At 42.4% G+C, this 22,486-nt stretch carries 17 protein-coding genes; 10 read left to right on the top strand and 7 right to left on the bottom strand.

Features of this window, described 5'->3' with window-relative positions; genetic code table 11:
* Nucleotides 1-50: 50 nt before the first annotated feature.
* From rlmD to cysM, 3 genes are all read right to left on the bottom strand, one after another.
* A complete protein-coding gene (gene rlmD, locus AK824_RS02170) occupies nucleotides 51-1,622 on the bottom strand; it encodes a 23S rRNA (uracil(1939)-C(5))-methyltransferase RlmD (protein ID WP_413772205.1) in 1,572 nt (523 codons plus the stop codon).
* A 61-nt stretch (nucleotides 1,623-1,683) separates the two neighbouring features.
* Nucleotides 1,684-2,508: a 3'-5' exonuclease gene (locus AK824_RS02175; protein WP_057758412.1), complete on the bottom strand. Its 825-nt coding sequence runs from the start codon at nucleotides 2,506-2,508 to the stop codon at nucleotides 1,684-1,686.
* A gap of 142 nt (nucleotides 2,509-2,650) precedes the next feature.
* A complete protein-coding gene (gene cysM / locus AK824_RS02180; protein ID WP_057758414.1) occupies nucleotides 2,651-3,622 on the bottom strand; it encodes a cysteine synthase CysM in 972 nt (323 codons plus the stop codon).
* A 592-nt stretch (nucleotides 3,623-4,214) separates the two neighbouring features.
* Between cysM and AK824_RS02185 the strand changes: the two genes are divergently transcribed.
* From AK824_RS02185 to tsf, 10 genes are all read left to right on the top strand, one after another.
* Nucleotides 4,215-7,844: an ATP-binding protein gene (locus AK824_RS02185; RefSeq protein ID WP_057758416.1), complete on the top strand. Its 3,630-nt coding sequence runs from the start codon at nucleotides 4,215-4,217 to the stop codon at nucleotides 7,842-7,844.
* Between the two features lie 223 nt (nucleotides 7,845-8,067).
* Complete coding sequence (locus AK824_RS02190) at nucleotides 8,068-8,880, top strand: crotonase/enoyl-CoA hydratase family protein (protein WP_057758418.1); 813 nt, start codon at nucleotides 8,068-8,070, stop codon at nucleotides 8,878-8,880.
* A gap of 355 nt (nucleotides 8,881-9,235) precedes the next feature.
* Nucleotides 9,236-10,495: a multidrug effflux MFS transporter gene (locus AK824_RS02195; RefSeq protein ID WP_057758419.1), complete on the top strand. Its 1,260-nt coding sequence runs from the start codon at nucleotides 9,236-9,238 to the stop codon at nucleotides 10,493-10,495.
* 359 nt (nucleotides 10,496-10,854) lie between these two features.
* The gene (locus AK824_RS02200) at nucleotides 10,855-11,724 is read left to right on the top strand and encodes a transporter substrate-binding domain-containing protein (RefSeq protein ID WP_057758421.1); all 870 of its coding nucleotides are present in this window, start codon (nucleotides 10,855-10,857) and stop codon (nucleotides 11,722-11,724) included.
* Nucleotides 11,725-11,736: 12 nt separating this feature from the next.
* Nucleotides 11,737-13,917 carry an ATP-binding protein gene (locus tag AK824_RS02205; RefSeq protein ID WP_057758423.1) on the top strand — a complete coding sequence of 727 codons (2,181 nt, stop codon included), beginning with the start codon at nucleotides 11,737-11,739 and terminating at the stop codon, nucleotides 13,915-13,917.
* Between the two features lie 61 nt (nucleotides 13,918-13,978).
* On the top strand, nucleotides 13,979-14,341 hold the full coding sequence (locus AK824_RS02210; RefSeq protein WP_057758425.1) for a response regulator: 363 nt from the start codon (nucleotides 13,979-13,981) through the stop codon (nucleotides 14,339-14,341).
* 30 nt (nucleotides 14,342-14,371) lie between these two features.
* A complete protein-coding gene (locus AK824_RS02215; RefSeq protein ID WP_057758427.1) occupies nucleotides 14,372-14,821 on the top strand; it encodes a chemotaxis protein CheX in 450 nt (149 codons plus the stop codon).
* Between the two features lie 35 nt (nucleotides 14,822-14,856).
* Nucleotides 14,857-15,306, top strand: a complete 450-nt coding sequence (locus tag AK824_RS02220) for a chemotaxis protein CheX (protein WP_057758429.1) — start codon at nucleotides 14,857-14,859, stop codon at nucleotides 15,304-15,306.
* Between the two features lie 463 nt (nucleotides 15,307-15,769).
* Nucleotides 15,770-16,561: a 30S ribosomal protein S2 gene (gene rpsB / locus AK824_RS02225; RefSeq protein WP_057758431.1), complete on the top strand. Its 792-nt coding sequence runs from the start codon at nucleotides 15,770-15,772 to the stop codon at nucleotides 16,559-16,561.
* Nucleotides 16,562-16,921: 360 nt separating this feature from the next.
* Nucleotides 16,922-17,803, top strand: coding sequence for a translation elongation factor Ts (tsf, locus tag AK824_RS02230; protein WP_057758434.1), 882 nt, complete (start codon nucleotides 16,922-16,924; stop codon nucleotides 17,801-17,803).
* A 156-nt stretch (nucleotides 17,804-17,959) separates the two neighbouring features.
* Here tsf and AK824_RS02235 read toward each other — a convergent pair whose 3' ends face one another.
* The 4 genes from AK824_RS02235 to hflX all read right to left on the bottom strand — a co-directional run bounded on the left by AK824_RS02235 (nucleotide 17,960) and on the right by hflX (nucleotide 22,196).
* The gene (locus tag AK824_RS02235; RefSeq protein WP_057758436.1) at nucleotides 17,960-18,766 is read right to left on the bottom strand and encodes a lytic transglycosylase domain-containing protein; all 807 of its coding nucleotides are present in this window, start codon (nucleotides 18,764-18,766) and stop codon (nucleotides 17,960-17,962) included.
* Between the two features lie 485 nt (nucleotides 18,767-19,251).
* Nucleotides 19,252-19,941 carry an LrgB family protein gene (locus AK824_RS02240; protein WP_057758438.1) on the bottom strand — a complete coding sequence of 230 codons (690 nt, stop codon included), beginning with the start codon at nucleotides 19,939-19,941 and terminating at the stop codon, nucleotides 19,252-19,254.
* A 16-nt stretch (nucleotides 19,942-19,957) separates the two neighbouring features.
* Nucleotides 19,958-20,392: a hypothetical protein gene (locus AK824_RS02245; RefSeq protein ID WP_057758440.1), complete on the bottom strand. Its 435-nt coding sequence runs from the start codon at nucleotides 20,390-20,392 to the stop codon at nucleotides 19,958-19,960.
* A gap of 376 nt (nucleotides 20,393-20,768) precedes the next feature.
* Nucleotides 20,769-22,196 carry a ribosome rescue GTPase HflX gene (gene hflX, locus AK824_RS02250; protein ID WP_057758442.1) on the bottom strand — a complete coding sequence of 476 codons (1,428 nt, stop codon included), beginning with the start codon at nucleotides 22,194-22,196 and terminating at the stop codon, nucleotides 20,769-20,771.
* Nucleotides 22,197-22,486: the final 290 nt, after the last annotated feature.

Raw genomic sequence — 22,486 nt, forward strand, 5'->3', positions numbered from 1 at the left:
TTAACTATCAGTTGTTATTAACTATTAATCATTTTTGAAGATTAACAATGTTAAACCGCTACTTTTTCAAAGCGAGCGATAGATTCAACATGACCCGTATGGCAGAACATATCCATCACGCCAGCATGAGTCAGACGATAGCCTTGTTCTAACAATGCTTTTGTATCACGGGCAAGGGTCGCTGGATTACAAGAGACATAAACAATGCGCTCAGCATTAAATTTTGGCAAATATTGCATAATCTCCCAAGCACCAGAGCGCGGTGGATCAATCAACAGTGCATCAAAACCTTGGTTGGCCCATGGCTTATCAGTACAGTCTTGAGTCAAATCTTGACTATAAAACTCAGTATTGTTGATACCGTTGCGACGAGCGTTGTCAGCAGCACGTGCGGTCATGGCCTCACTGCCTTCGACACCGACTACTGAGCCTGTCTCGCCAACGAGACGCGCTAGTGGCAAACTAAAGTTACCCAAACCACTGAATAAATCTAGTACGCGTTCGCCTGCTTTTAAATCCAATAAGTCACAGGCAAGCTTGGTCATCTGACGGTTCACCGATAGATTTACTTGAGTAAAGTCAGTAGGGATAAATTCAAAAGTCAGGTCATACTCTGGCAATTGATAATATAAACGCCCAAATTGCTCGCTCAAATCATCAGCGTCTGTCAACGCAATACGTTGGATGCTATCAACGCCTTTCGACTGCAAATATAGCTGCCAATTACGCGCCGCGAAAAACACTTTTAGTTTGTCTATATCAGCGTCTGACAACGGTTCTAAATTACGTACGATGAGCGCGACTGGCTGATTACCATCAGGTAGTTCTGGCAGTTGCTCACCCATGGCAAGCTCAAGCTGAGCAATCTTGTCACGGCTCTCTAAGGTGCTAATAAGTGTTTTTAGGTTTTCAATCTCAAACCCAATACGCGGATCTAAGATATGACATTCATTTAGCTCTGCCAAGAAGTTACTTGAACGCTCGCGGAAGCCGACAAGCGCGGTTTCTTTTTTGACGACATAGCGCACGCCCAAACGTGCTTTGGTACGATAACCAAGACGATCACCGACCACAGGAGGGAGCCAATTGTCAGGTTCTGCATTTGCTTGGTGCATCAGCATTTCAGCCAGTACTGACTGTTTAAAGTTTATTTGACCATCTGGCTGCCAGTGCTGCAAGTTACAACCGCCGCAAGTACCGAAATGCGGGCAGGGTGGTACAGCACGTTCAGGGTTTGGGTTGGAAGTGATACTAATGGCATCGCCTTCTTCAAAGCTAGCACGGCTATTAGTTATTTTCACTAAGGCGCTTTCACCGGGTAAAGCAAAGCTAACAAAGATTTTTTTACCATGCTTGTCTTCAGCATGGCCTTCAGCAACGTCAAAACCGTTACCATAGACAGCAACACCGCGACCATCATGTGACAAGCCATCAATATTGAATGGTATTGGCTCTGCATCTTTTAGACGACGACGTGTCTTTGATGATGGCTTTGATTTTTTCTTACTAGGCGGAATGACAATCGTTTGGGTGTCGTTGGTTTGAGCTTCATTCGTTTGAGCGTTACTGCTTTGCGCTGCCATATCAGATGCTGTAGATGTTTTTGAATCGGTGGGTTGCATAAACCTGCCTTAATAATAAATAACTAGAAGAGGGGAATAAAAACTACTAATAATGCGGATTCTATAATTCGGGTGCCGATGACCAGTCAGCGATAAACTCTTGATGTCGCGGACTACCGTCAGCTTGGGTATACTTTGCCAGATAGTCATAGCTCTGCTGCTGCCAAGCATCAAAATCTTGTGAAGACAACTGTCCTGTTAGACGTAACCAGCGTAAATAAATAAGCCAAGTGTTCATAACATCAGACTCACAGTATATAGATAGGGTCTGCCAGTCACCGCTACTAACAAGCGCGCCAACCATGCTTCCATCCACGTCAGTTTTACCGGGTAATCCGTACAGACTTGCGACGATATCCATGGCTTCGCGGCGACTAGCACCATACTGGCTAAACCGATCCATCAAGTCTAGATGACGTGTATGAAAACGATTAACATAGTTATCAAAGCGCATGTTTTTAATACGCTCGCCTTCTTCGAACAGCCATGGTGCTGACAAATCATATTGCATGGCACGATATATCAGTACAGGTATGTCAAAGCCTGAGCCATTCCAGCTAATAAGTTGCGGCAGTGTCTCAATGTCGTTAAATGCTCTAAAGAACTTGGCTAGGATTTCTTTTTCACTAAATTTATCGGCAGTCAAAGAAAATAGCGATAACTTACCATCTTTGATATACAGAGCTGAGATACAGACAATACGCTGTAGTGGCAAGCGCATAAAATCATGCCCTGCCTCTTGTGTACGTATCGCTGTCAGCGCGCTTAAGGCATCTGCATCGTTGAGATCGGCCAATTGCGGATAGATACGGCGTGCTGCATCGACATCGGCGACAGTCTCGATATCAAAAACCAAGATAGGGTCGGATGGTAGCGCTTGTGACATAGATAATCCTGACTATTTATGAGCTTATAGTTAATTCATTATAAAAGAATAACAGCATTGACCTTGCTTGAAGTATTACATCTGCACTTGGTCGTTTTGCACTTTTTTTAAATTAACGATACTAAATGGTATTTCTTATACATTAATTAACTTCTGCGCTGCTGTTATCCGTATTGCTATCGTCAACGTTATATAAACCCGTTGATAAATAACGATCGCCACGATCGCAGACAATAAAGGCAATAACAGCATTAGGATTTTCTTTTGCCACTTGGGTCGCTGCCCATGCAGCTGCGCCCGAAGATACCCCAGCAAAAATACCTTCAGTCTTCGCCAATTTACGCATATAGACTTCGGCAATACGCTGATCGATATCCATCACTTCATCAATCAAGTCTGCATCAAAAATACCTGGCATATAGGCAGCAGGCCAACGGCGAATGCCAGCAATCGAAGCTTCTTCGTCAGGCTGTAGTCCGATGATTTTGACGTCTGGATTTTGCTCTTTTAAGTAACGTGATACACCAGTAATCGTACCTGTCGTGCCCATCGAGCTAATAAAATGTGTAATTTTACCTTCGGTCTGTGCCCATAGCTCAGGGCCTGTAGTCAGGTAATGTGCTTGGCTATTATCAGGATTATTAAACTGATCCAATACAACCCCTTTGCCATCTGCTTGCATCTGCAATGCCAAATCACGCGCAGCTTCCATACCTTCGTCTACTTCAATCAGCGTTGCGCCATAAGCGATCATGGCATCTTTACGCTCTTGGGTAGAGTTGGTTGGCATCAGCAACGTTATTGGGTAGCCACGCATCGCAGCGACCATGGCTAATGCAATACCAGTATTGCCACTAGTAGCTTCAATCAACATATCACCAGGCTTGATATCACCGCGCTGTTCTGCTTGATAAATCATATTAAAAGCAGGACGATCCTTTACAGAGCCCGCTGGATTATTACCTTCAAGCTTAGCTAATACTGTGGCGCCATTGGCAATGTGCTCTTGCTCAGGCAGACGTTGAAGTTTCACCAATGGTGTTTGACCAACGCAGTCAGCGAGGGTAGTGATTTGAGTAATAAAGTTAGCATTTGACATGGCCGTAGTGGACATAAAGTATCCTTTTCTATTTTTTAAATATGTTTTTAATGGCTTGTTTTTGATGGAAGCGTTGTTTTTATTGTTTGATCATAATTTTAGACAGTCGCTTGGGTTATAGGTTTACGGTGATAAGCGAGCTAAAAACGAAAGGCATTAGAGTGCGCTCTCATATGTTATGACTATGAGCGATATATTGTGGTAAATAAAAAGTGGCTTTATTATATCATTTTGTTTTCAGCTGCGCTTATCGCATCAAGGATTAATAGTCACTGTATCAGGTCAATGTCAATGTTACATTGAAGGTTGTAAAAGTAGAGTTGATAGCTTAAAGCCATTTTTTCTTTGACACAGAGTGGTTGGTACTCTAATTATAACGTTATTCATCACATGGAATGCCTAACCAGTACTTATAGAATCCTGTTAAGATAATCTTGAGCTGTATAGTAGTTGGCCCGTCAAAATCAGTTAATTTATTAACGATTAATAGTTTCATTAAGAGTAGCGCCTTACCCAGATGCTTTGATATGACACGCTGCAAGTAACACGAATACTGACGTTATCACAAAAATTCACGGCAAGAATCTTAGTAGAGAGTAGACCTAGCATGGCATATAAAAAACGTTTCGATACCAGTAGTGCTTATGGTCAGCTGATCATACTGGTGTTTTTGCCTATCTGTGTGTTGGCAGCAGTTGGCGGCATTTTGGTATTTCACGAAACCATGCGAGCGAGCGACTCGGAGCAAGAAGTATTGGCTGAAGCGGTACTTATTCGTTATACGCCAGTCATAGCTGAACTGATTCCTGAGCTGCTAGAACAAGAGCGCCAGCAAGTAGGGAGTAGTGCTGAGAGGACCCAGCAAGCGGCAATGACGACGCTAGAGGGTATCCAAGATAAGCTTGGACGTATGCAGTCCGAGCAGCATGTACAGCGCATTGCTATTATTAATGAAGGCAATCAAATACTGGCAACAGTCGGTTATGGCCTCAATGAAGAATGGCCGCTAATCAGTGATTCCGCAAGCTTTTTGTCACAACGTCCAACGCCTGTAGGCACAGCGTATGGCAGTGTATTGGGAGAGTTTGAAGGGCAGACATTATGGTTGCTCGTCGATATGGATAATGAGCCGCTCTACATTGCACGCTACCGTATTGCGATGGCGTTAGTGATTACTGGTTTATTTACTATCTTGATTCTACTACTGAGCCTAAATATTTATTCGAAACGTTGGATTGCCCCCATTTATGAGCTGCGGTTGCAGTTGCAACGTACCCATGTTGATAATTTATACCAACCTGTACCAGTAGAGTCAGATGGCGAGCTGAATTTATTACAGCAAGATCTGGTCAGAACATTGCGCCGCTTACATAGAAGCTTTCAAGAGCTCAAAGACCATGCCGAGCAAACTGAGGATGATTTACGGTTGGCATTTGATGAGATGGAGATGCAAAACATTTCTATTCGAAATGCACGTGATGCAGCGATTTCAACCAGCCAAGCAAAATCTGCGTTTTTAGCCAATATCAGTCATGAACTGCGTACACCATTGAACAGTATCGATGGTTTTATTAATTTGCTGGCACGCCATGGAGAGCTCAATCCTGAGCAGGACTTGTATGTACAGACCATACGTAAGTCCTCAGCACACTTGCTCGCTTTGGTAAATGACGTCTTAGATTTTTCTAAAATTGAGGCAGGCAAGTTGGTACTGGATCGCCATGAATTTGATCTCTATGATACCATTTATGATGTGGTCGATATGCTATCTCCTGTCTCTGCGGAGAAGGGTTTGCGCATGGCAGTGCTGTTTTACAATGATGTGCCGATGCGTATCAATGGCGATGCGTTACGTCTTAAGCAAGTATTGACCAATATCGTTGGTAATGCCATTAAGTTTACGGATAGTGGTGATGTGGTGGTGCGTGTGAGCTTAGATGATCACCGTGATAATTATCTGATGATTAGCGTGCAAGATAGCGGCAAAGGCATTTCTCTGGCAGATCAAAAAATGCTGTTCCAAAGCTTTAGCCAAGGCGATCCATCAATCACGCGTCAGTATGGTGGTACAGGGTTGGGTCTGGTCATCTCCAAACAGTTGACGCGCTTGATGGGCGGTGATATTGGATTTCATGATAATGCTCAAGAAAATATTGCCAACCAAGGTGCGACGTTTTGGTTCCGTATGCCAGCTCATGTCGATGTGCTAGAAGCAGCAACTGGTCAGACCATTGAGCTACCAGTTTTGGCGCCGCTTGCGAGCGAAACCGATGAGTTTAACGTGTTGGTCTGGATTAATCATACCGCCTCAATACAAGTGCTCAAAGCAAGCTTGCAATACTTACCGATTAAGCTAACCCAAGCCAACTCATTACCGGGTGTACTGGAGTCACTAAAAGAGCACGGTAATTATTGGGATTGGGTCATCGTTGATGATGACACTCAAGACGATATGATGGCGCTTCTTAAGCAAATTCGTCTGCATTATCAAGGCAAGCTTGCTGTGTTTGGCTACCAAGTGGCGGCCGATCAAGCGCTACTAAACCGCTATCATGCCAACATACTGTATGAGCCATTAGACAAAAGACAGCTGTATGCAATGCTCGATACTCAAAGCCGTAGTACGCCGCAAAGCCTGCAAGAACCACGCTGGAAAGGGGTCACGGTACTGGCAGTTGACGACCATTTGCCTAATTTACTAGTGCTTGATGCTCTATTGAGCGAGCTAGGGATTCAGGTAGTCACTGCGAGCAGTGGATTTGATGCTATTGAGATTATCAGTAAACAACAAACCAAAAACATCAAAACTGCCAAGAGCGATAAGCAAAGCCTATCGAATAAAACGCAACTCTCTAAAGCAGAAACACGTGATGAGATAAACAAGAAAACAAACAGCGCGTTCTATCATGAGGACACGAGCGCTGACGATAAAGCAGCTACGCAAGACAAAGACAATATTGATTTGATCTTTATGGATATTCAAATGCCGCGTATGTCAGGTCATGAGGCAGCTAAGCAGATTCGAAATATCGAAAATGCGGATAGTCGTATCCCTATTATCGCTCTGACAGCTCATGGGTTGGCAGATGAACGTGACAAACTTATAGCCAGCGGTATCAATGACTATGTCGGCAAACCGATTAGCCAACCTCAGTTATTGCAAGTGTTACAGAAATGGCTTGGTCGCAAGAGTACTACACCACAATTGACCGCGCTGCCTGATACAGATTTGCAGAGCTTTGGCTTACAGCATCCTGACTTACAGGGTGATAACTTACAAGGTGCTAATGTACAGGATGCTAATGTACGGGCTACCGACTCATCAGAGGCTGAACTAACTGCTATAGACTCACTGCGCGGTTACTCAATTAACGATAATGATTTATCGAACGACTTGCTCTCTAACAATGTAAATGGGCAAGAGACTCAAGCCAGTTCAGGTATGTCTTCAGATGACTCAACCGATACTTATCCAATAATAAGAGGAGACGGGGTAGATCGTAATAGTACTTCTGTCAGTAGCGAGCCAAAAATTACCCGTCCACTATCCCTGAAAAAAATCCGTGATGATTATTTGCGCGATAGCCAGCCTCGTGAAGGCTATAGACGAGATACTGCGCGTGATATTCAGCCGCGCTATGAAAGCTTACGTCTACAAAAACAAGGTCAGTCGCCACTACTACAATCACCAACAAAATCTATCGACAACTCTCAAGATAAAAGCCCTCAAGACCAAAGCTTGCAAGATAGAACAGCTCACGATAATACGACTTTACACGAGCAAATCAATAATGACCTTAGTAATAACAATATAAGCAAAAGTGATACTTCAAACATTTTGGATTGGCAAGATGCGCTCACTCGTTCAGCGAACAAACCTGAATTGGCGGCCAAGCTTATTATCATGATGATCGATACTATCAATGATGAAAAGCAGGCGCTTATTCAGGCATGGGAAGCGCATGACCGCAACATGCTGGCACAAATTGCCCATCGTATATTGGGTGGGAGTCGATATACAGGTGTACCACAATTGCGTCAGGCTAGCCAAGATTTGGAAGATAAGTGTCTGCTGAATGTACAGCATACGACACCTGTGCAGTTTGCAATGATTGAGCCATATTATGAGGCATTATTAACGGCGCTAGACAACTTGCAAAAAGTAGATTTATCTTCTTATCCGCAGCTTAATTATCATCGCTTGAGCGAAAATGACATGACGTGGAAAATGATATAAGTTGACGGTAAGGTAAAATAGATAAAATCATTCAGGTTCAGAGAGCGATAAGTAACCTTATTAGATTTGCTTATTGCTCTCAGCTAGACAGTCTGTGTCTGCTGTATATGAAACTGACTATAGTATCGTGGCAGTCAGTTATTACTACGGTACAACAAAGACAAGCCTGCTAATATTGTGAATATCAGCACCATAGTTGTTTTATTCATTAATAAGGGTTGTTATGAACGTGATTGCAAGTTACCAGTATGAGACCTTACAAGTTAGTATTACAGACAACATACTGACGGTTACCTTAAATCGTCCACATAAAAAAAATGCCATGAGCTTTCAGGTAATCAATGAGCTGATTAAGCTGGCAGGTCGTATTAGCAAAGACAGAACCATACGCGCGGTCATTCTAAATGGGGCAGAGGCGACGTTTTGTGCAGGTATTGATTTAGGAGACTTAAATCATCCAAAAAACACAGCATTTGCGCTTTGGGAGCTGATTAAGCCATGGCAAAGTGCGTTCCAACGAGTATGCTTGGTATGGCGTGATCTACCAGTACCTGTCATAGCGGTGTTAGAAGGATACTGTATCGGCGCTGGGTTACAGTTGGCGTTGGCTTGTGACGTACGTATCAGCCATCCTGATTGTCAATTATCTATTATGGAAGCTAAGTGGGGTTTAGTGCCAGACATGGGACTGACCCAATCAGCATTTGGGGTCCTACGAGAAGACACTCTAAAAGAGCTCGCCATGAGCGCTCGTATCATCGATGCTAATGAAGGCAAAGAGTTAGGCTTGATTAGTCACTGTAATGAAGCGCCTCTTGAACAGGCACAAAAACTTGCTGCCGAGTTTGCAGAGCGCTCTCCTGATGCGGTGCTAGCAAGCAAACGCGTGATAAATGCGATGTATGATCAACCTGCTAAGACTTTATATAAAGAAAAAGCATGGCAGCTTAAAATGATGCTTGGTCGTAATCGTAAGCTTGCCCTCAGAAAAGCAAAGCAGGCCAGCACCTTATTTGGTAGACGTCAATTCCGCTAAAATTTTGCTACCAGTAAATTTTCTAGTGTTATTTTCTTTTGATTCACTCTAATAGAAAAGGTTGCTACTTAAGAATGCCAGACATATTTTGATAATTTCTTTCGACGAGTTTTAATTGTTAACGGTTGTTTCGCCATTGTCTTATAGCCATTGAAATGCAAGCAGATAGCACGATATAGCATTGTCTGCTTGCACCAATGTGGGTAAAGATGCACTATTGTCGTTAAAGATGTTCATTTTGATTACTGGATAAGCCAGTAAAATAACGAAAGCCTACCTAGCAATACGTGCAAGCAATTAAACGTCGAAAAATAAAATATTAAAAATAATAGCCACTATATAAAACGGTCTAAATATGTCTGCTTCAAAACCCTCCCTTCCAAACAAACCTATCGCTTCTGAGCGAGTGCGCTCTGCTGATTTGCCTGTTGCATGGATTATGATGCTTGGGCTGATGGTTGCAGTAGGACCATTATCGATTGATATGTATCTGCCAGCACTGCCATCGATGGCAGATGATTTCGGTGTTTCAACGGCCTTTATGGCCAACTCCGTTCCTGCATACTTTTTAGGCTTGGTATTTGGACAGCTATTTTACGGACCTTTTAGTGATCGTGTCGGCCGTGTCAAACCCTTATATATAGGTATGACGCTATATGTCATCGCTTCTATTCTTTGTGCGACTACTGACAATGAGTACGTGCTTTTTGCAGGCCGTACTTTACAAGCATTGGGCGCGTGCGTCGGTGCAGTAGTTACTCGTGCCGCAATTCGAGATCGCCTCACTGCCAAACAAACGGCGAAAGCTTTTTCCATCATGATTTTAGTGATGGGCTTAGCACCCATATTGGCACCATCGCTTGGCGCGCTATTCTTACAGTTTTTTGATTGGCACTCTATCTTTTGGTTCTTAGCTGCATTTGGCGCTCTAAACTTGCTACTTACCAAGTTTTTCTTTTTTGAAACTTTGACCGAAGAAAATCGTAACGTACGCCCTGCAAGAGAAGTGCTCAGTCAATATTGGGATTTATTAAAAGACCCGACCTTTAACTATCCAGCAATTGGTGGTGGATTGTTAATGGGAGCAATGTTTGTCTATATCAGCTCGGCTTCAGAGCTAATTATGGATACTTATGGCGTCTCAGCGACACATTTCGCTTGGTTGTTCGGAATGAATGCGGCGGGTTTTGTAGGTTTGACTCAGTTAAACCAATGGCTTACCAATCGCTTTCGAATACTAAGTATTTTGCGATTTGGGGCGATGATGCAGGTTGTCTCTGCGGGTGTGCTATTTGTGATTGGCTTGCTTTTAGGGACGGATGCTTGGCTACCACTGGTGCTGGCTTGTATTTTCTTTTGTATCGCAGGACTGGGTCTGACCCAGCCCAATGCTTCTGCAATTGCGCTCGCTTTTCAGAAACGCCGTGCTGGTATGGCAAGTGCACTACAAGGCTCGCTAATGTTTTCCGTCGGTATCTTCGGCGGCTTGTTATTGAACTTATTTCCAGTCAATCCAGTCCTCAAGGTCGGTATTGCTCTGTTCTCACTAATGAGTTTCGGTTCTTTCTTGATTTGGAAGATAGACCGTAATCTCAATTTGGACGACGCAGAGTAAAAGTGTCTCTATTTTAAGTTAACTGTATTTTAAAAAAAGCACTTATACGTTCACAGCGTATAAGTGCTTTTTTGTGCGCTCTATTTATTTTTATTCAAAGCCAAATTAAATTTTATAGGCGTTTTATATGATGGAATTTATTGATTATGAACGAGTATATGTTATTTACGATTATATGCAGCCTTTGCTATATAGGGTTTACCTTAAATAATGACCAAACATAATTATTGCAATCATGAAATTAGGCAAGTACTATCTAACGTAACTTTCTGTAAGTTAATATGTATAGACATTGCTTAACCTTGCTAGAATGTCAATTAATTAAAATGTAAAACAACGTTAGGTTTCAAGGATAGATTATGAAGCAGTTATATCGAGCGTTACCGATTTTATTGAGTGTGGGCCTATTTGGCTGTGGTAATTCTGCTACTCAAGAAAATGCAAGCGCCCCAGTAAAGGAAAATACAGATAGCTTTGTGAGTAAGCTACCTGATACAGCGCCAACATTGAAAGTTGCCATGACTGGTGATTTGCCGCCTTTTTCGTTCCAAGATGACTATGGCAATATGCAGGGCACTGATGTTGATTCAATTCGTGCTATTGGTGAAGAGCAGGGGTTCAAAGTCGAGTTTTATAAGGAAACTTGGCAAGACATGTTCGATAGCGTCGAAACAGGAAAGCGTGATCTAGCGATTTCTGGTATTTCTTACAAAGACGATCGGGCAGTGAGATATGGTCTATCAACACCATACTTTTTCAACCCAGCTACTATCATGTATTTGGAAGGTAAGTTCGATATAAAAGGCTTAAACGATATAAAAGGTCTAAAAGCAGGTACGTTAGAAGGCTCTAAAGAAGAAGACACACTAAAAGAGATGGGTAGTTCAGTGGAGCTAATTTCGAGACCTACAGCATTTTTGGCGTATCAGGATTTGGTTCAAGGTAATACGGATGTCTTCTTGTACGATATGCCAGTCTTGCAATATATCGTCAAAGGCTATCCTGAGCATAAAGTGAAAATTGTACCCTATGAAGCTGCAGATGCACCTTCAGCCCAACAAGTGGTGCTCATGGCAAAAGAAAATACTCAGCTTATCAAAACGGTTAATGAAGGTATTGCCAAACTAAAAGAAAAAGGGACATTTAAAGAAATTGAGGCGCGCTGGTTGGGTGAAGCTGACCCTGCTGAAGAAAGTGATTCTGACACCAATACTAAGCAATTGAACTAAGGAATTCTGAAGATGGCAACCGTACCTAATGTCGACAATAAGCGCTATCAAGGTCTGATTATTTCAATTGCACTATTTTTATCTCTAATCGGTGCTTTGCTTGCGTTCACGTTTTATACCTCAAATTTATTAGAACGAAACACAGCTTTAATTGACCAAACTAACCAAGTTGCAAACAGTGCACAGGCAGTAATTAAAGATCTTTTCGATTTAGACAGTAGTTATGGTGAGGATACTAACTCTCCGCACATACAACGAGTGCTAAGCCGTTTAGAACAAAATACTGCGCTAATCACCAGCTCGATTGCTGCTATTGAGCAAGGCAGTACAATTACAGATGCAGAAGGTAATAGCTATGACTTGCCAAAAATTGATAGTCAAGCACAAACCAATATTGCTGCGGCCAATGAGCAATGGGAAGCGCTAGAGCCTAAGATTCAAACATATCTAAAAGATGCTGATAATATCATGGTACCTTCTGCTGATGAATTGACGCAGGCCGTTGAACAGGCGAAGACATCAAGTTTGTTTATTAACGATTCTTTGGATAATTTGACAAAAGACGTGTTCGATAGTGCACAACGTCAAGCAACTACCATTCGTCTTATTCAGGTACTTGGTGTTGCCGCTATCTTTACCTACTTCCTAATCTTCGTATTCTTCTTTGTACGTCGTCTACGTGAGACGGATGCTGAAGCACTTGCCGCTCGCCAAGAAACGCAAGAGATTATGGAAACGGTAAATACAGGTCTTTTCCTACTTGATAAAGACTTGAATATTGGTCAACAGCATTCTCGAGCGCTGAATAATATCATTGGCTCTGATCGCTTGGCAGGGGAAAACTTTACCAATGTCTTACGTGGTCGTATCTCTGATAAAGACCTTAAGACCACCCAGCAGTTTATTGAGCAGCTCTATAACCCTCGCGTTAAAGAAAAACTGGTAGATTCACTTAACCCATTAAATAAAGTCATGCTGCATAATTTGTCTGAAGACAAAAATCTTGATAACCGCTTCTTAGATTTTAAATTCTCACGTGTTTATGACAATAAAGACATTGCCCGTATCTTGGTCAACGTGAACGATGTATCAGATGCAGTCTACTTAGAACAGCGCCTAGAAAAAGAGCGTTCACAAAACGATATGCAGATTGAGATGTTAACGACTATCTTGAATGTGAATCCAAAGATTATTAATGAGTTTATTGGTAATACACAAGCGCATATCGAGAAAATGAATAATATCTTGAAAAATCCTGGTAGCTCACAATACGAGCTTGAAGGCAAATTGAAAGCTATTTATCGTGAAATGCATAGCTTAAAAGGTGAAGCATCAGCACTAAAACTACATAGCTTTACAAAGATTGCTTCTGATGCTGAAGACAAGTTACATGCATTACAAAACCAAGGTCAGTTGTCTGGTAATGACTTCTTGCCATTGGCAGTACATTTGGATGATTTGCTTAGCTTATCGAACACGATTGCGACGTTGGGTGAGCGTATCAACCGCTCAGCACCGTCAGCAGCTAAGGCGTCAACCGTACAAGCACCAGTCGCTACTCAAAATCCAGTAGCAGATCATGCAGCTAGCAATGCTGACTTCGATGGTGGGCTAGATATCGACTTAGACAATGAAGCAGATGACGATTTATTGTCTTTTTACAATGAATTTACAAAAGAGATTGCTGCAAGACAGGGCAAGCAAGTACAGCTAAAAAGTACGACGCTGACCCAAACGAGCATTCCGGCGCATCTTGCAAAGCCAATCAAAGAAATCAGTATTCAGTTGCTGCGTAATGCGGTAGTACATGGTATCGAGTCGCCAAGTGTGCGTCACACTGCTGGCAAAACTGACATTGGGACCATTGATTTGGAAGTGCAGGACAACGGTTCAAACTTTATGTTGGTTGTGCAAGACGACGGACAAGGCATCAACTACGACAGCATCCGTAATAAGCTGATTAAAGAAGGTCGTTTCGGTACGGAAGAGGCAAATCAGCTTAGTAAAGGCGACTTGCTCAAACAGCTGTTCTCTTCTGGATTCTCTACCAAAGAGCACGCAGATGAAGATGGTGGTCGCGGTGTTGGACTTGATATCATCAAAGCAAAAGTAAAAGAGTATGATGGCAAGCTTAACGTAAATAGCGAGCTGGGTCAGATGACACGGTTTGTCATTACTTTACCTAAAGCTTAATCAAAATAGTAATTATATTGTCAGGGACGACAAGCACTTCATTAAAGGTAGTAGATAAGTTATGCATAAGTTAATGATTGTTGATGATTCAAATATTATTAGAAACCGTATTCAGCGCGCATACGATTCAGGAAAGTTCATGTTGGTTGCGACAGCGACCAGCGGTGTTCAAGCCATCGAAAAGTTCAATGTCCATCGTCCTGATGTGATCACCATGGACCTAACCATGCCACAAATGGATGGGCTAGAATGTATTGAAAAAATCATCGCGATTGATCCTGAAGTACGCATTTTAGTGGTATCAGCGTTATCTGACAAAGCCACAGGTATTGAAGCACTGTCGTTAGGTGCCAGCGGCTTTTTGTGCAAGCCTTTTTCGGAAGAGGAGCTTGTAGAGTCTTTGTATGAGCTGATGCAAGACTAATACCATTCATCGACCAAAGCAGATGTCATTATGAAAGAGCAAAAGCTACAGATTTTTTTAAGTATTATTAGTAATTATTTTGACCAGTTTGGTGGAGAAGAGCTTATTGCCGACACTCCTTACTTACTAGAAAACAAACAGCCAAAAGTCCACGATTATACGGGCGTGATTGGTATATCTGGTGGCCAAAAAGGCGTGGTGTATTTTTCGGCGACGCGTGACTTGTTGTCTTCAATCTTAGACAGCATGGGCGAAACCGATAAAAGCGAAGAGAACTATGTAGATCTGGCTGGGGAAGTGGCCAATACAATCGCAGGCAATGCACGTAAAGAGTTTGGCTCAGAGTTTCATATCTCTGTACCATTTGTGTTCAAAGGTGCGCCGCAAAGTATTGTATTGCCGAACGATGAGCGTTCTTTTATCATCCCCATCACTTGGCATTCTCAAGTAGGCGAGATTGTGGTTTGTTTGCAAGATTAATGCTGCCACGTAATACAGATGGATATTAATATATTATGGTTAAAGTAGAAAAATTGGGTGTGTTTCTAAGCTCGATCAATGCGTTTTTTGCGCAAATCGATGGCTCGGAAGTGTCAATTGATACCCCTTACTTGAACAACAACAAAAGTGCGATTGGCTTTGATTATAGCGGTGTCATTAAGATATCAGGGCCTTTGGAAGGCTGCGTCTATGTCAGTGCACCAAGCGTGATGTTGCGAGAAGTCATCAAAGTGATGGGCGAGCCTGACTCTTCAATCACGATGATGAAAGATTTGTTGGGTGAAATGGCCAATACAATCTCAGGTAACGCTCGGACAGAGTTTGGTTCAGAGTTTATTATCTCGCCGCCGCACATTGTTGAGAGTGCGCCAAGCGTGTCTTATTTACCTAAAGACCGTCAAAGCTATATCACACCATTTACGTGGCGTGGTTACAAAGCAGTCATCGGTATTTGCATTGCATAAGTTATAGTCAATGCTCTATAAACGAGTGATAATTATAAAAGAGTGACGGCGGTAACCTTGCTTGAAAAATAGCTATTAAAAAGATAATCATAAAAAAAGCGATGCAATTGTGTCGCTTTTTTTGTTTTATTATCGCCATAGTTTGTTTTTATCTTATTGATACGCTACGAACAAACTGCTGGAGATTCTGAGGCGTTATGTGATAAAATACAGCGCAGCTATTTTTTATAATTCACTTTATAGTTTAGATTCGGGCATTTGCTTCAATCTAGCGATAGCTTCTTTTTTAAACCAACCAATGACACACACATCATGGCAAAAAATTGCTGGGTGTTTGGCGACTTGATTAATTTGTGATCTGTTAGTGCTTTACTAATGAAAACTAACTGGTAGCAGATGCGTGTCGCTAAATAGGCTGTTTTTGTGATGTGGAGGCATAACCCAACCAATAGGATATATTCTCATGGCTACAAAGAATCCAACCAAAATCGAAATGCGCGACTTACTACAAGCAGGCGCTCACTTTGGTCACCAAACACGTTTTTGGAACCCAAAAATGGGTCCATACATCTTTGGCGCACGTAACAAAATCCATATCATCAACTTAGAGCACACCGTAAAAGCGTTCAACGAAGCGTTGACTTACGTAAACGGCCTAGCTGCTAAGAAAAACAAAGTATTATTTGTTGGTACTAAACGCGCTGCAAGCGGTATCGTACGTGAGCAAGCAGCTCGCGCTGGCATGCCATACGTTGACCATCGCTGGTTAGGTGGTATGTTGACTAACTGGAAAACACTACGCCAGTCAATCAACCGTCTAAAAGAGCTAGAAAAGCAAGCAGAAGACGGTACTTTCGCTAAGCTAACTAAGCGTGAAGCGCTAGAGCGTACTCGCGATATGGAAAAACTTGAGCGTTCACTAGGTGGTATCAAAGACATGGGCGGCCTACCTGACGCTATCTTCGTAGTAGACGTAGATCACGAAGCTATCGCTATTAAAGAAGCCAAGAACTTGGGTATCCCAGTTATCGGTATCGTTGATACTAACTCTAGCCCAGACAACGTTGACTACATCATCCCAGCTAACGATGATGCTATCCGTGCTGTGACTTTGTACGTAACTTCTATGGCTGATGCTATCATCGCTGGTAAAGAATACGCACAAACTCAAGCTGGTGGTAAAGCTGAGCAAGCACCTGCTGCAACTGAAGAAGCGCCAGCTGCAGAAGAAGCTGCTGCAACTCCAGCAGAATAAGTAGCTGACTTAAAAAGTTTAACTTTGTAAGGATGTCTTGATAGTGTATCTATCAGCATCCATATAATGTTTTGAACAGCGTATAAGCTCATAATAGGCATGATGTAGTTTTACTCGTCATGCCTTGTTATTGAATAAAGCCTTATTAATAATGCCATGCGTATAAGCGAGTAGCTATTGGGCGAGTATTATCGCTCCTACTGGTCATATCGCTATATTGTAGAGATGTTATTTGTTTGACATCATTGATGGCTATATTAGTAATCGTTCAAAACGAGCTGTCTGTTAGATTTTAAGTAATACTAAGATATCGAATAGAAATACAGCACTCCTATACATAACTATACTAAGGTGACTCTTATGACAGAAGTAAAAGTATCTGCCAAAATGGTAAAAGAATTGCGTGACCGTACTGGTCTTGGCATGATGGAATGTAAAAAAGCGTTAGAAGAATCAAACGGTGATGTTGAAGTTGCCATTGATAACCTACGTAAATCTGGTCAAGCTAAAGCAGCTAAAAAAGCAGGTAACATCGCAGCTGACGGCGCTATCATCATCGCTCAAGGCGAAAACAAAGCATTCTTGTTAGAAGTTAACTGCCAGACTGACTTCGTTGCAAAAGATGACAGCTTCACTGCATTTGCAGAAAAAGTTGCTAACCTTGCACTAGAAAACAACGTAACTGACGTTGCTGCTATCTCTGAATTGTCTTATGGCGAAGGTCAGACTGTTGAAGAAGCACGTGTATCACTAGTACAGAAAATCGGTGAAAACATCCAGATTCGCCGTGTTGAAACACTTGAAGGTGCTAACATCGCTGCATACCGTCATGGTCTACGTATCGGTGTAGTTGTATCTTTTGAAGGCGGCGACGCTGACACTGGTAAAAACCTTGCTATGCATATCGCTGCATTCAACCCTGTTGCTGTAGATGACGAAGATGTTGCTGCTGACGTATTGGCACGCGAAAAAGACATCATCGAAGCAAAAGCTCGTGAGTCTGGCAAGCCTGACAACATCGTTGAAAAAATGATCGAAGGTGGCCTACGTAAGTACCTAGACGAAGTAACTTTACTACGTCAGCCATACGTTATGGACAACGACAAAAAAGTTGGTGAAGTCCTAAAAGCTGAAGGCGTAAAAGTACTTGGTTTCAAACGTCTAGAAGTTGGTGAAGGCATCGAGAAGAAGCAAGAAGACTTCGCTGCTGAAGTTGCTGCAACTCAGGCTGCCAACAAGTAAGTACCAAATAGTATTGGATCAGGCTGTGAGTCTTTAATTGTGGCTCACAGTTTGGCTTTATTACTCTTAATGCATCAAGATATAAAGCATCCAAACATAAAAAAGCCCATTAATTCGTTAATGGGCTTTTTTATGTCTGATTTTTAGGTGACTGGCTTAGCGTAAAGCAGCATAGGCTGAGTTGGCATAGCTGGCACTATTCACATTGCTGCTGGTGCCGTAACTGACATTTTGTAAGCCATTACTGGTACTGGTGCTACTGGTTTGATTGTTAGCACTGATACTCGCACCAAACAGTCCTGCATCGTTCTTATACAAGCTATGATAACGGCTCATCACTCTTTGAACATAGTTACGTGTTTCTTTGAATGGAGGGATGCCACCATATTTATCGACATTGCCTTCGCCCGCATTGTAGCCTGCGACAGCATGTTCGACATTGTTATTGAAGCGGCGCATGAGCCACGCGATATATTTGGCTGATCCTTCGATATTATCTGCAGGGTTCCAAGGGTTGCTCACATTGAAGCGGCGCGCAGTTGCTGGCATCAACTGCATCAGACCTTGTGCGCCTACTGGTGAACGTGCATTTGGATTGAAAGCTGATTCAGTATGCATCATCGCTTTCATTAGGGCAGGGTCAACACCATTGCGCTCAGCGGACGCACGAATGTAGCTGTCGTAAGAGTTGCGACTTCCGCTATTGCTAGCGGCGCTGCTACCATAGCTATCGCTACTTCCGTCATACATCTTAGAGTCTTTATAATAAGTTACTTTTACTTTTTTCGTAAACTTATCAAAATTTCCACTAGGATTGACGTTGGTCAACAGTACTTGTCCACCTTTGTCTTTATAAATATACATATTGCCTGCATTGGCAGCGACAGAAAAGGTCGAAAGAGCAATGGCACTTAGTAAAAGGGAAGATAAGCAGCGAGTCATTGAAGTAGCCGTATTTATCATAGTAAAGTCACTTTTTATCGAATAACAGCAAATTGTTTTGCCTATATATGCGTTGATTTAGGCGCTTAAGCGGTTACTGATTTTGCAGAAGTATTTAGCCTACTGTGACGACAGCAGCTGAGCAATTATCACTTTCAATAAGGAACCACTTGCAATAGATACAAAAAATAATAGTTGCTTACTATAACATATAATAACTTTTTGGCGCATCAGATTGACAAACTAAGTTGTAAAATCAGATTTTCATTGTTAAATAATCTTAGGTAAATCAATATGCTAAATTTTCTGGGCTACTTTATGAGCCATCCGTAGTCGGTTTTTTCGTTTATGAATTCAGATAAATAAAGTATCTCAATTTTTTAAGAAATAATAATGACATCTGAATAGTCGAGGTGATTTTTAATTTCAAACTAATAGTAGATAAGCCTATTAATGGTTAGGTTTTTAAAAATATAAGAATAGTTTAGGTAGGGTTCTAGTTACGACTAGATACCGATAGCACTGATAAAGATAGGCACCCAAACTGCGGTAACTAACCCGTTCACTGCCAATCCAAATGCAGCATAACGTCCTGCTGTATGACTGATTTGCCATGCCTCTACTGTTCCAAACGCGTGAGCTGCTAACCCCAGTGCTAGACCTTTGGCTCGGTTGTCATTGATACCGCGGAACAAAAAGCGCGCGACCGTACCACCTATTAGACCTGAGACGATGATAATTAGGTTAGCCATTGCCAGTGGTGCTTTGATTAAATCTGCGACACTCAGGCCAATCGGCGTAGTCACAGAACGGGTAGCGAAAGCCAATAGGGTCTCATGGCTGAGTGAAAATAAGTAAGCCAGTGACATAGGCAATAATGCGCCAACGACGCTAGCAATAGCGACAATTAAAGTGAGCTTTTTGACTGGTAAGCCTTTAAAGTTCATCGCCGCCAGTGGCACAGCCAAGAGTACTGTCACATATCCTAACAGATGGTCAAATACAGGTTTTGCCGCGCTGTAATAGTTGTTGTAATCCCATTGCAGTACAAATAGGAAAACAAGTACTAGAACAAGTGCGGTAATGACCATCGGTAGCCATGATAATTTACGTGCCAATACACGTGCAATTACATGTGCTGCTAATGTCAATAATATTGCGGCTAGGGTTGCCATAAATACGCTGTCAAAAGTCATAATATCTCTCCGCAGCTCACGGCTGTCCCTTTTGCTCAGTGGTAGTCGTACTATCAGTGTTTGCAGCGTGATTGAGCCAGCGATTGGCCAATAATGCTAGTCCCCACAGTGGTATGAGCGTACTCACAATCATCGTTATCATCACACCCAATAGCTCATCTCCTAGAGCAAATAGCAACAAGCCTGCACCAGCAGAAACGGGTAAGAAGGCAAAACCACTATCGACTAGTAACGTATTACTGGCCTGTGTGAGCCAGCTCGGTAACCCCTTGAGCAGTCGCCAGGCCATCAAAATAACAAACATCGCAACCAAGCCGACAATATTGGCCGCTTTTTCGATGCCTGCCATTTGACAGAGAACAACCGCCGTTTCTCGAACAACGATGACCATGGTCAACGTTAGAATTAACGCAAGCCATAGTGGGAGATGGGGAGAGTGAGCAGGCTTCATAAGCAATTCTGGCCAAGTCAGATATAAATGGATGGTGTACAAAACAAAGTATATGATCGCACCAAGAACACAACGTAGAAAATGATGCTATGCATACTGATGGTAGCAATGATTCACTTTCGAGAGATTAACGCTATCTATCAATATTTGTTGAATGTATAACAGGCGATTATATAGAGAGTGAGGCAACTAATAAAGCCTATGCACCGTGACTCGTCATATCCAAAAAAAATAGACGATATCAATGGATATCGTCTATTCTATTTTAACGTACTATATGAGGGTCTGTGGTCGAACAGTATGAATCAAAAGTTCATTCAATTACTGCCGCAAATGACTCACTTTAACAATAGTTCTTATTTGACAGAAACAACGATTATTTTTCTGAATCAGCTGTTTCTGAGTGTAATGCATCAAACTCGTCAAACGCTTTTTCTTCAGCCTCTGTCATGGTTGGCTCTTCAACGTCATCAACCTTCTCAAACTCTTCGAGTACTGGCATCAGCAATGTTGCTTGTGCAAGTGGCAACACATCGATAGGTTTCAAGTTAGCTTGACCCAGTAGCTGTCTTAGACGGTCACTTGGCAAACGAATTGTCAGACATTCACGACCTGTATCGTCGTAACTTTCTTCTTCAATAACACCCAATTCATATAGAGTGTTTTTGAACTGTCCAGCATCATACGGCAAGGTCAAATCAAACGTCGTCAGTTTACCTGTCAGCAGTTGCTGTACGGCAAGCGTTAGCTCTTCCATACCGAGATTCTGTCTAGAAGAGACATAGACGCGGTTTGGCTGACCTTCGCTAGCATAGCCGATATGTGCAGGCTCATCAGTCAGATCAATCTTGTTGTAGACATTGAGCACAGGTACATCGTTATCGATTTCTGCCAATACCTCTTTGACCGCTTGAATCTGCTCGTGCATGTCTTCGCTAGAGGAATCAATGACGTGCAATAACAAGTCTGCTTCTAACGTTTCTTCTAGGGTTGCATGAAAAGACTCAACCAGCTCATGCGGCAGATGACGGACAAAACCAACTGTATCGACTAAGACGACACGACCAACTCCCTGCCAGTCTAAACGGCGCAGAGTAGGGTCTAGCGTCGCAAATAGTTTGTCAGCAGCGTAGATGTTTTCATCGACCAAACGATTGAACAAAGTAGATTTGCCCGCATTGGTGTAGCCGACCAGCGAGATGGTCGGTACATCAGATTTTTGGCGACGAGCGCGGCCTTGCGCACGGGTTTGACGGACTTTTTCTAGCTTGCTCTTTAGCTGGTTGACGCGAGTCTGTAGTAGACGGCGATCGGTCTCAAGCTGGGTTTCACCCGGTCCACGCAGACCAATACCACCTTTTTGACGTTCCAAATGCGTCCAACCACGTACCAGACGTGTTGATAGATGGTTAAGCTGAGCCAGCTCTACTTGCAGCTTACCTTCGTAGGTACGGGCACGCTGCGCAAAAATATCCAAAATTAAACCAGTACGATCCAACACGCGGCATTTCACTAGCGCTTCGATATTACGCTCTTGTGATGGCGACAGGCTGTGGTTAAACAGTACGATATCGGCTTCGTGTTCGCGCACTAGTTCTGCGATTTCTTCTGCTTTTCCGCTACCAACGAAGTATTTTGCGTCAGGGCGTGAGCGTGATCCAGTGACTAATGCCAAACGATCGGCACCTGCTGAATCAGCCAACAGCTCAAATTCACTAAGATCATCAGGATCTTGAATTTGGCGGATGTCTAAATGTACTAAAATGGCGCGTTCGCCACCTTCATGTCTTTCAAAATAATCCAAAGAGTATCACCTATTTAATAAAGTAAATGTCTGGCTATAATCAGCTCAATAAGCTTTGACGTAGCGTTTATATGATTATCTATATATGGTCTTATCACTTGATATTAAAGCGTATTAGCATAATTAGCGATGGTTTTATGTTACAGCGTTTGCTGCGGATAATTTTTTATAAATCTGCTTTATTACCCGTTTGTATAAAAGTCAGCACTCACTGAGTGAACAATCTATCACTGAGTGTGCGAACTTTGTTATACTGGGCTCGTTTTTTGACTATTAAACACCCGTTATTT

The organism is Psychrobacter sp. P11G3, from assembly GCF_001435845.1.
Lineage (GTDB): Bacteria > Pseudomonadota > Gammaproteobacteria > Pseudomonadales > Moraxellaceae > Psychrobacter.

What these genes read in the sequence shown, in the direction of transcription:
- rlmD (WP_413772205.1), bottom strand. Translation starts at nt 1,622, where the DNA reads ATGCAACCCACCGATTCAAAAACATCTACAGCATCTGATATGGCAGCG.
- AK824_RS02175 (WP_057758412.1), bottom strand. Translation starts at nt 2,508, where the DNA reads ATGTCACAAGCGCTACCATCCGACCCTATCTTGGTTTTTGATATCGAG.
- cysM (WP_057758414.1), bottom strand. Translation starts at nt 3,622, where the DNA reads ATGTCCACTACGGCCATGTCAAATGCTAACTTTATTACTCAAATCACT.
- AK824_RS02185 (WP_057758416.1), top strand. Translation starts at nt 4,215, where the DNA reads ATGGCATATAAAAAACGTTTCGATACCAGTAGTGCTTATGGTCAGCTG.
- AK824_RS02190 (WP_057758418.1), top strand. Translation starts at nt 8,068, where the DNA reads ATGAACGTGATTGCAAGTTACCAGTATGAGACCTTACAAGTTAGTATT.
- AK824_RS02195 (WP_057758419.1), top strand. Translation starts at nt 9,236, where the DNA reads ATGTCTGCTTCAAAACCCTCCCTTCCAAACAAACCTATCGCTTCTGAG.
- AK824_RS02200 (WP_057758421.1), top strand. Translation starts at nt 10,855, where the DNA reads ATGAAGCAGTTATATCGAGCGTTACCGATTTTATTGAGTGTGGGCCTA.
- AK824_RS02205 (WP_057758423.1), top strand. Translation starts at nt 11,737, where the DNA reads ATGGCAACCGTACCTAATGTCGACAATAAGCGCTATCAAGGTCTGATT.
- AK824_RS02210 (WP_057758425.1), top strand. Translation starts at nt 13,979, where the DNA reads ATGCATAAGTTAATGATTGTTGATGATTCAAATATTATTAGAAACCGT.
- AK824_RS02215 (WP_057758427.1), top strand. Translation starts at nt 14,372, where the DNA reads ATGAAAGAGCAAAAGCTACAGATTTTTTTAAGTATTATTAGTAATTAT.
- AK824_RS02220 (WP_057758429.1), top strand. Translation starts at nt 14,857, where the DNA reads ATGGTTAAAGTAGAAAAATTGGGTGTGTTTCTAAGCTCGATCAATGCG.
- rpsB (WP_057758431.1), top strand. Translation starts at nt 15,770, where the DNA reads ATGGCTACAAAGAATCCAACCAAAATCGAAATGCGCGACTTACTACAA.
- tsf (WP_057758434.1), top strand. Translation starts at nt 16,922, where the DNA reads ATGACAGAAGTAAAAGTATCTGCCAAAATGGTAAAAGAATTGCGTGAC.
- AK824_RS02235 (WP_057758436.1), bottom strand. Translation starts at nt 18,766, where the DNA reads ATGATAAATACGGCTACTTCAATGACTCGCTGCTTATCTTCCCTTTTA.
- AK824_RS02240 (WP_057758438.1), bottom strand. Translation starts at nt 19,941, where the DNA reads ATGACTTTTGACAGCGTATTTATGGCAACCCTAGCCGCAATATTATTG.
- AK824_RS02245 (WP_057758440.1), bottom strand. Translation starts at nt 20,392, where the DNA reads ATGAAGCCTGCTCACTCTCCCCATCTCCCACTATGGCTTGCGTTAATT.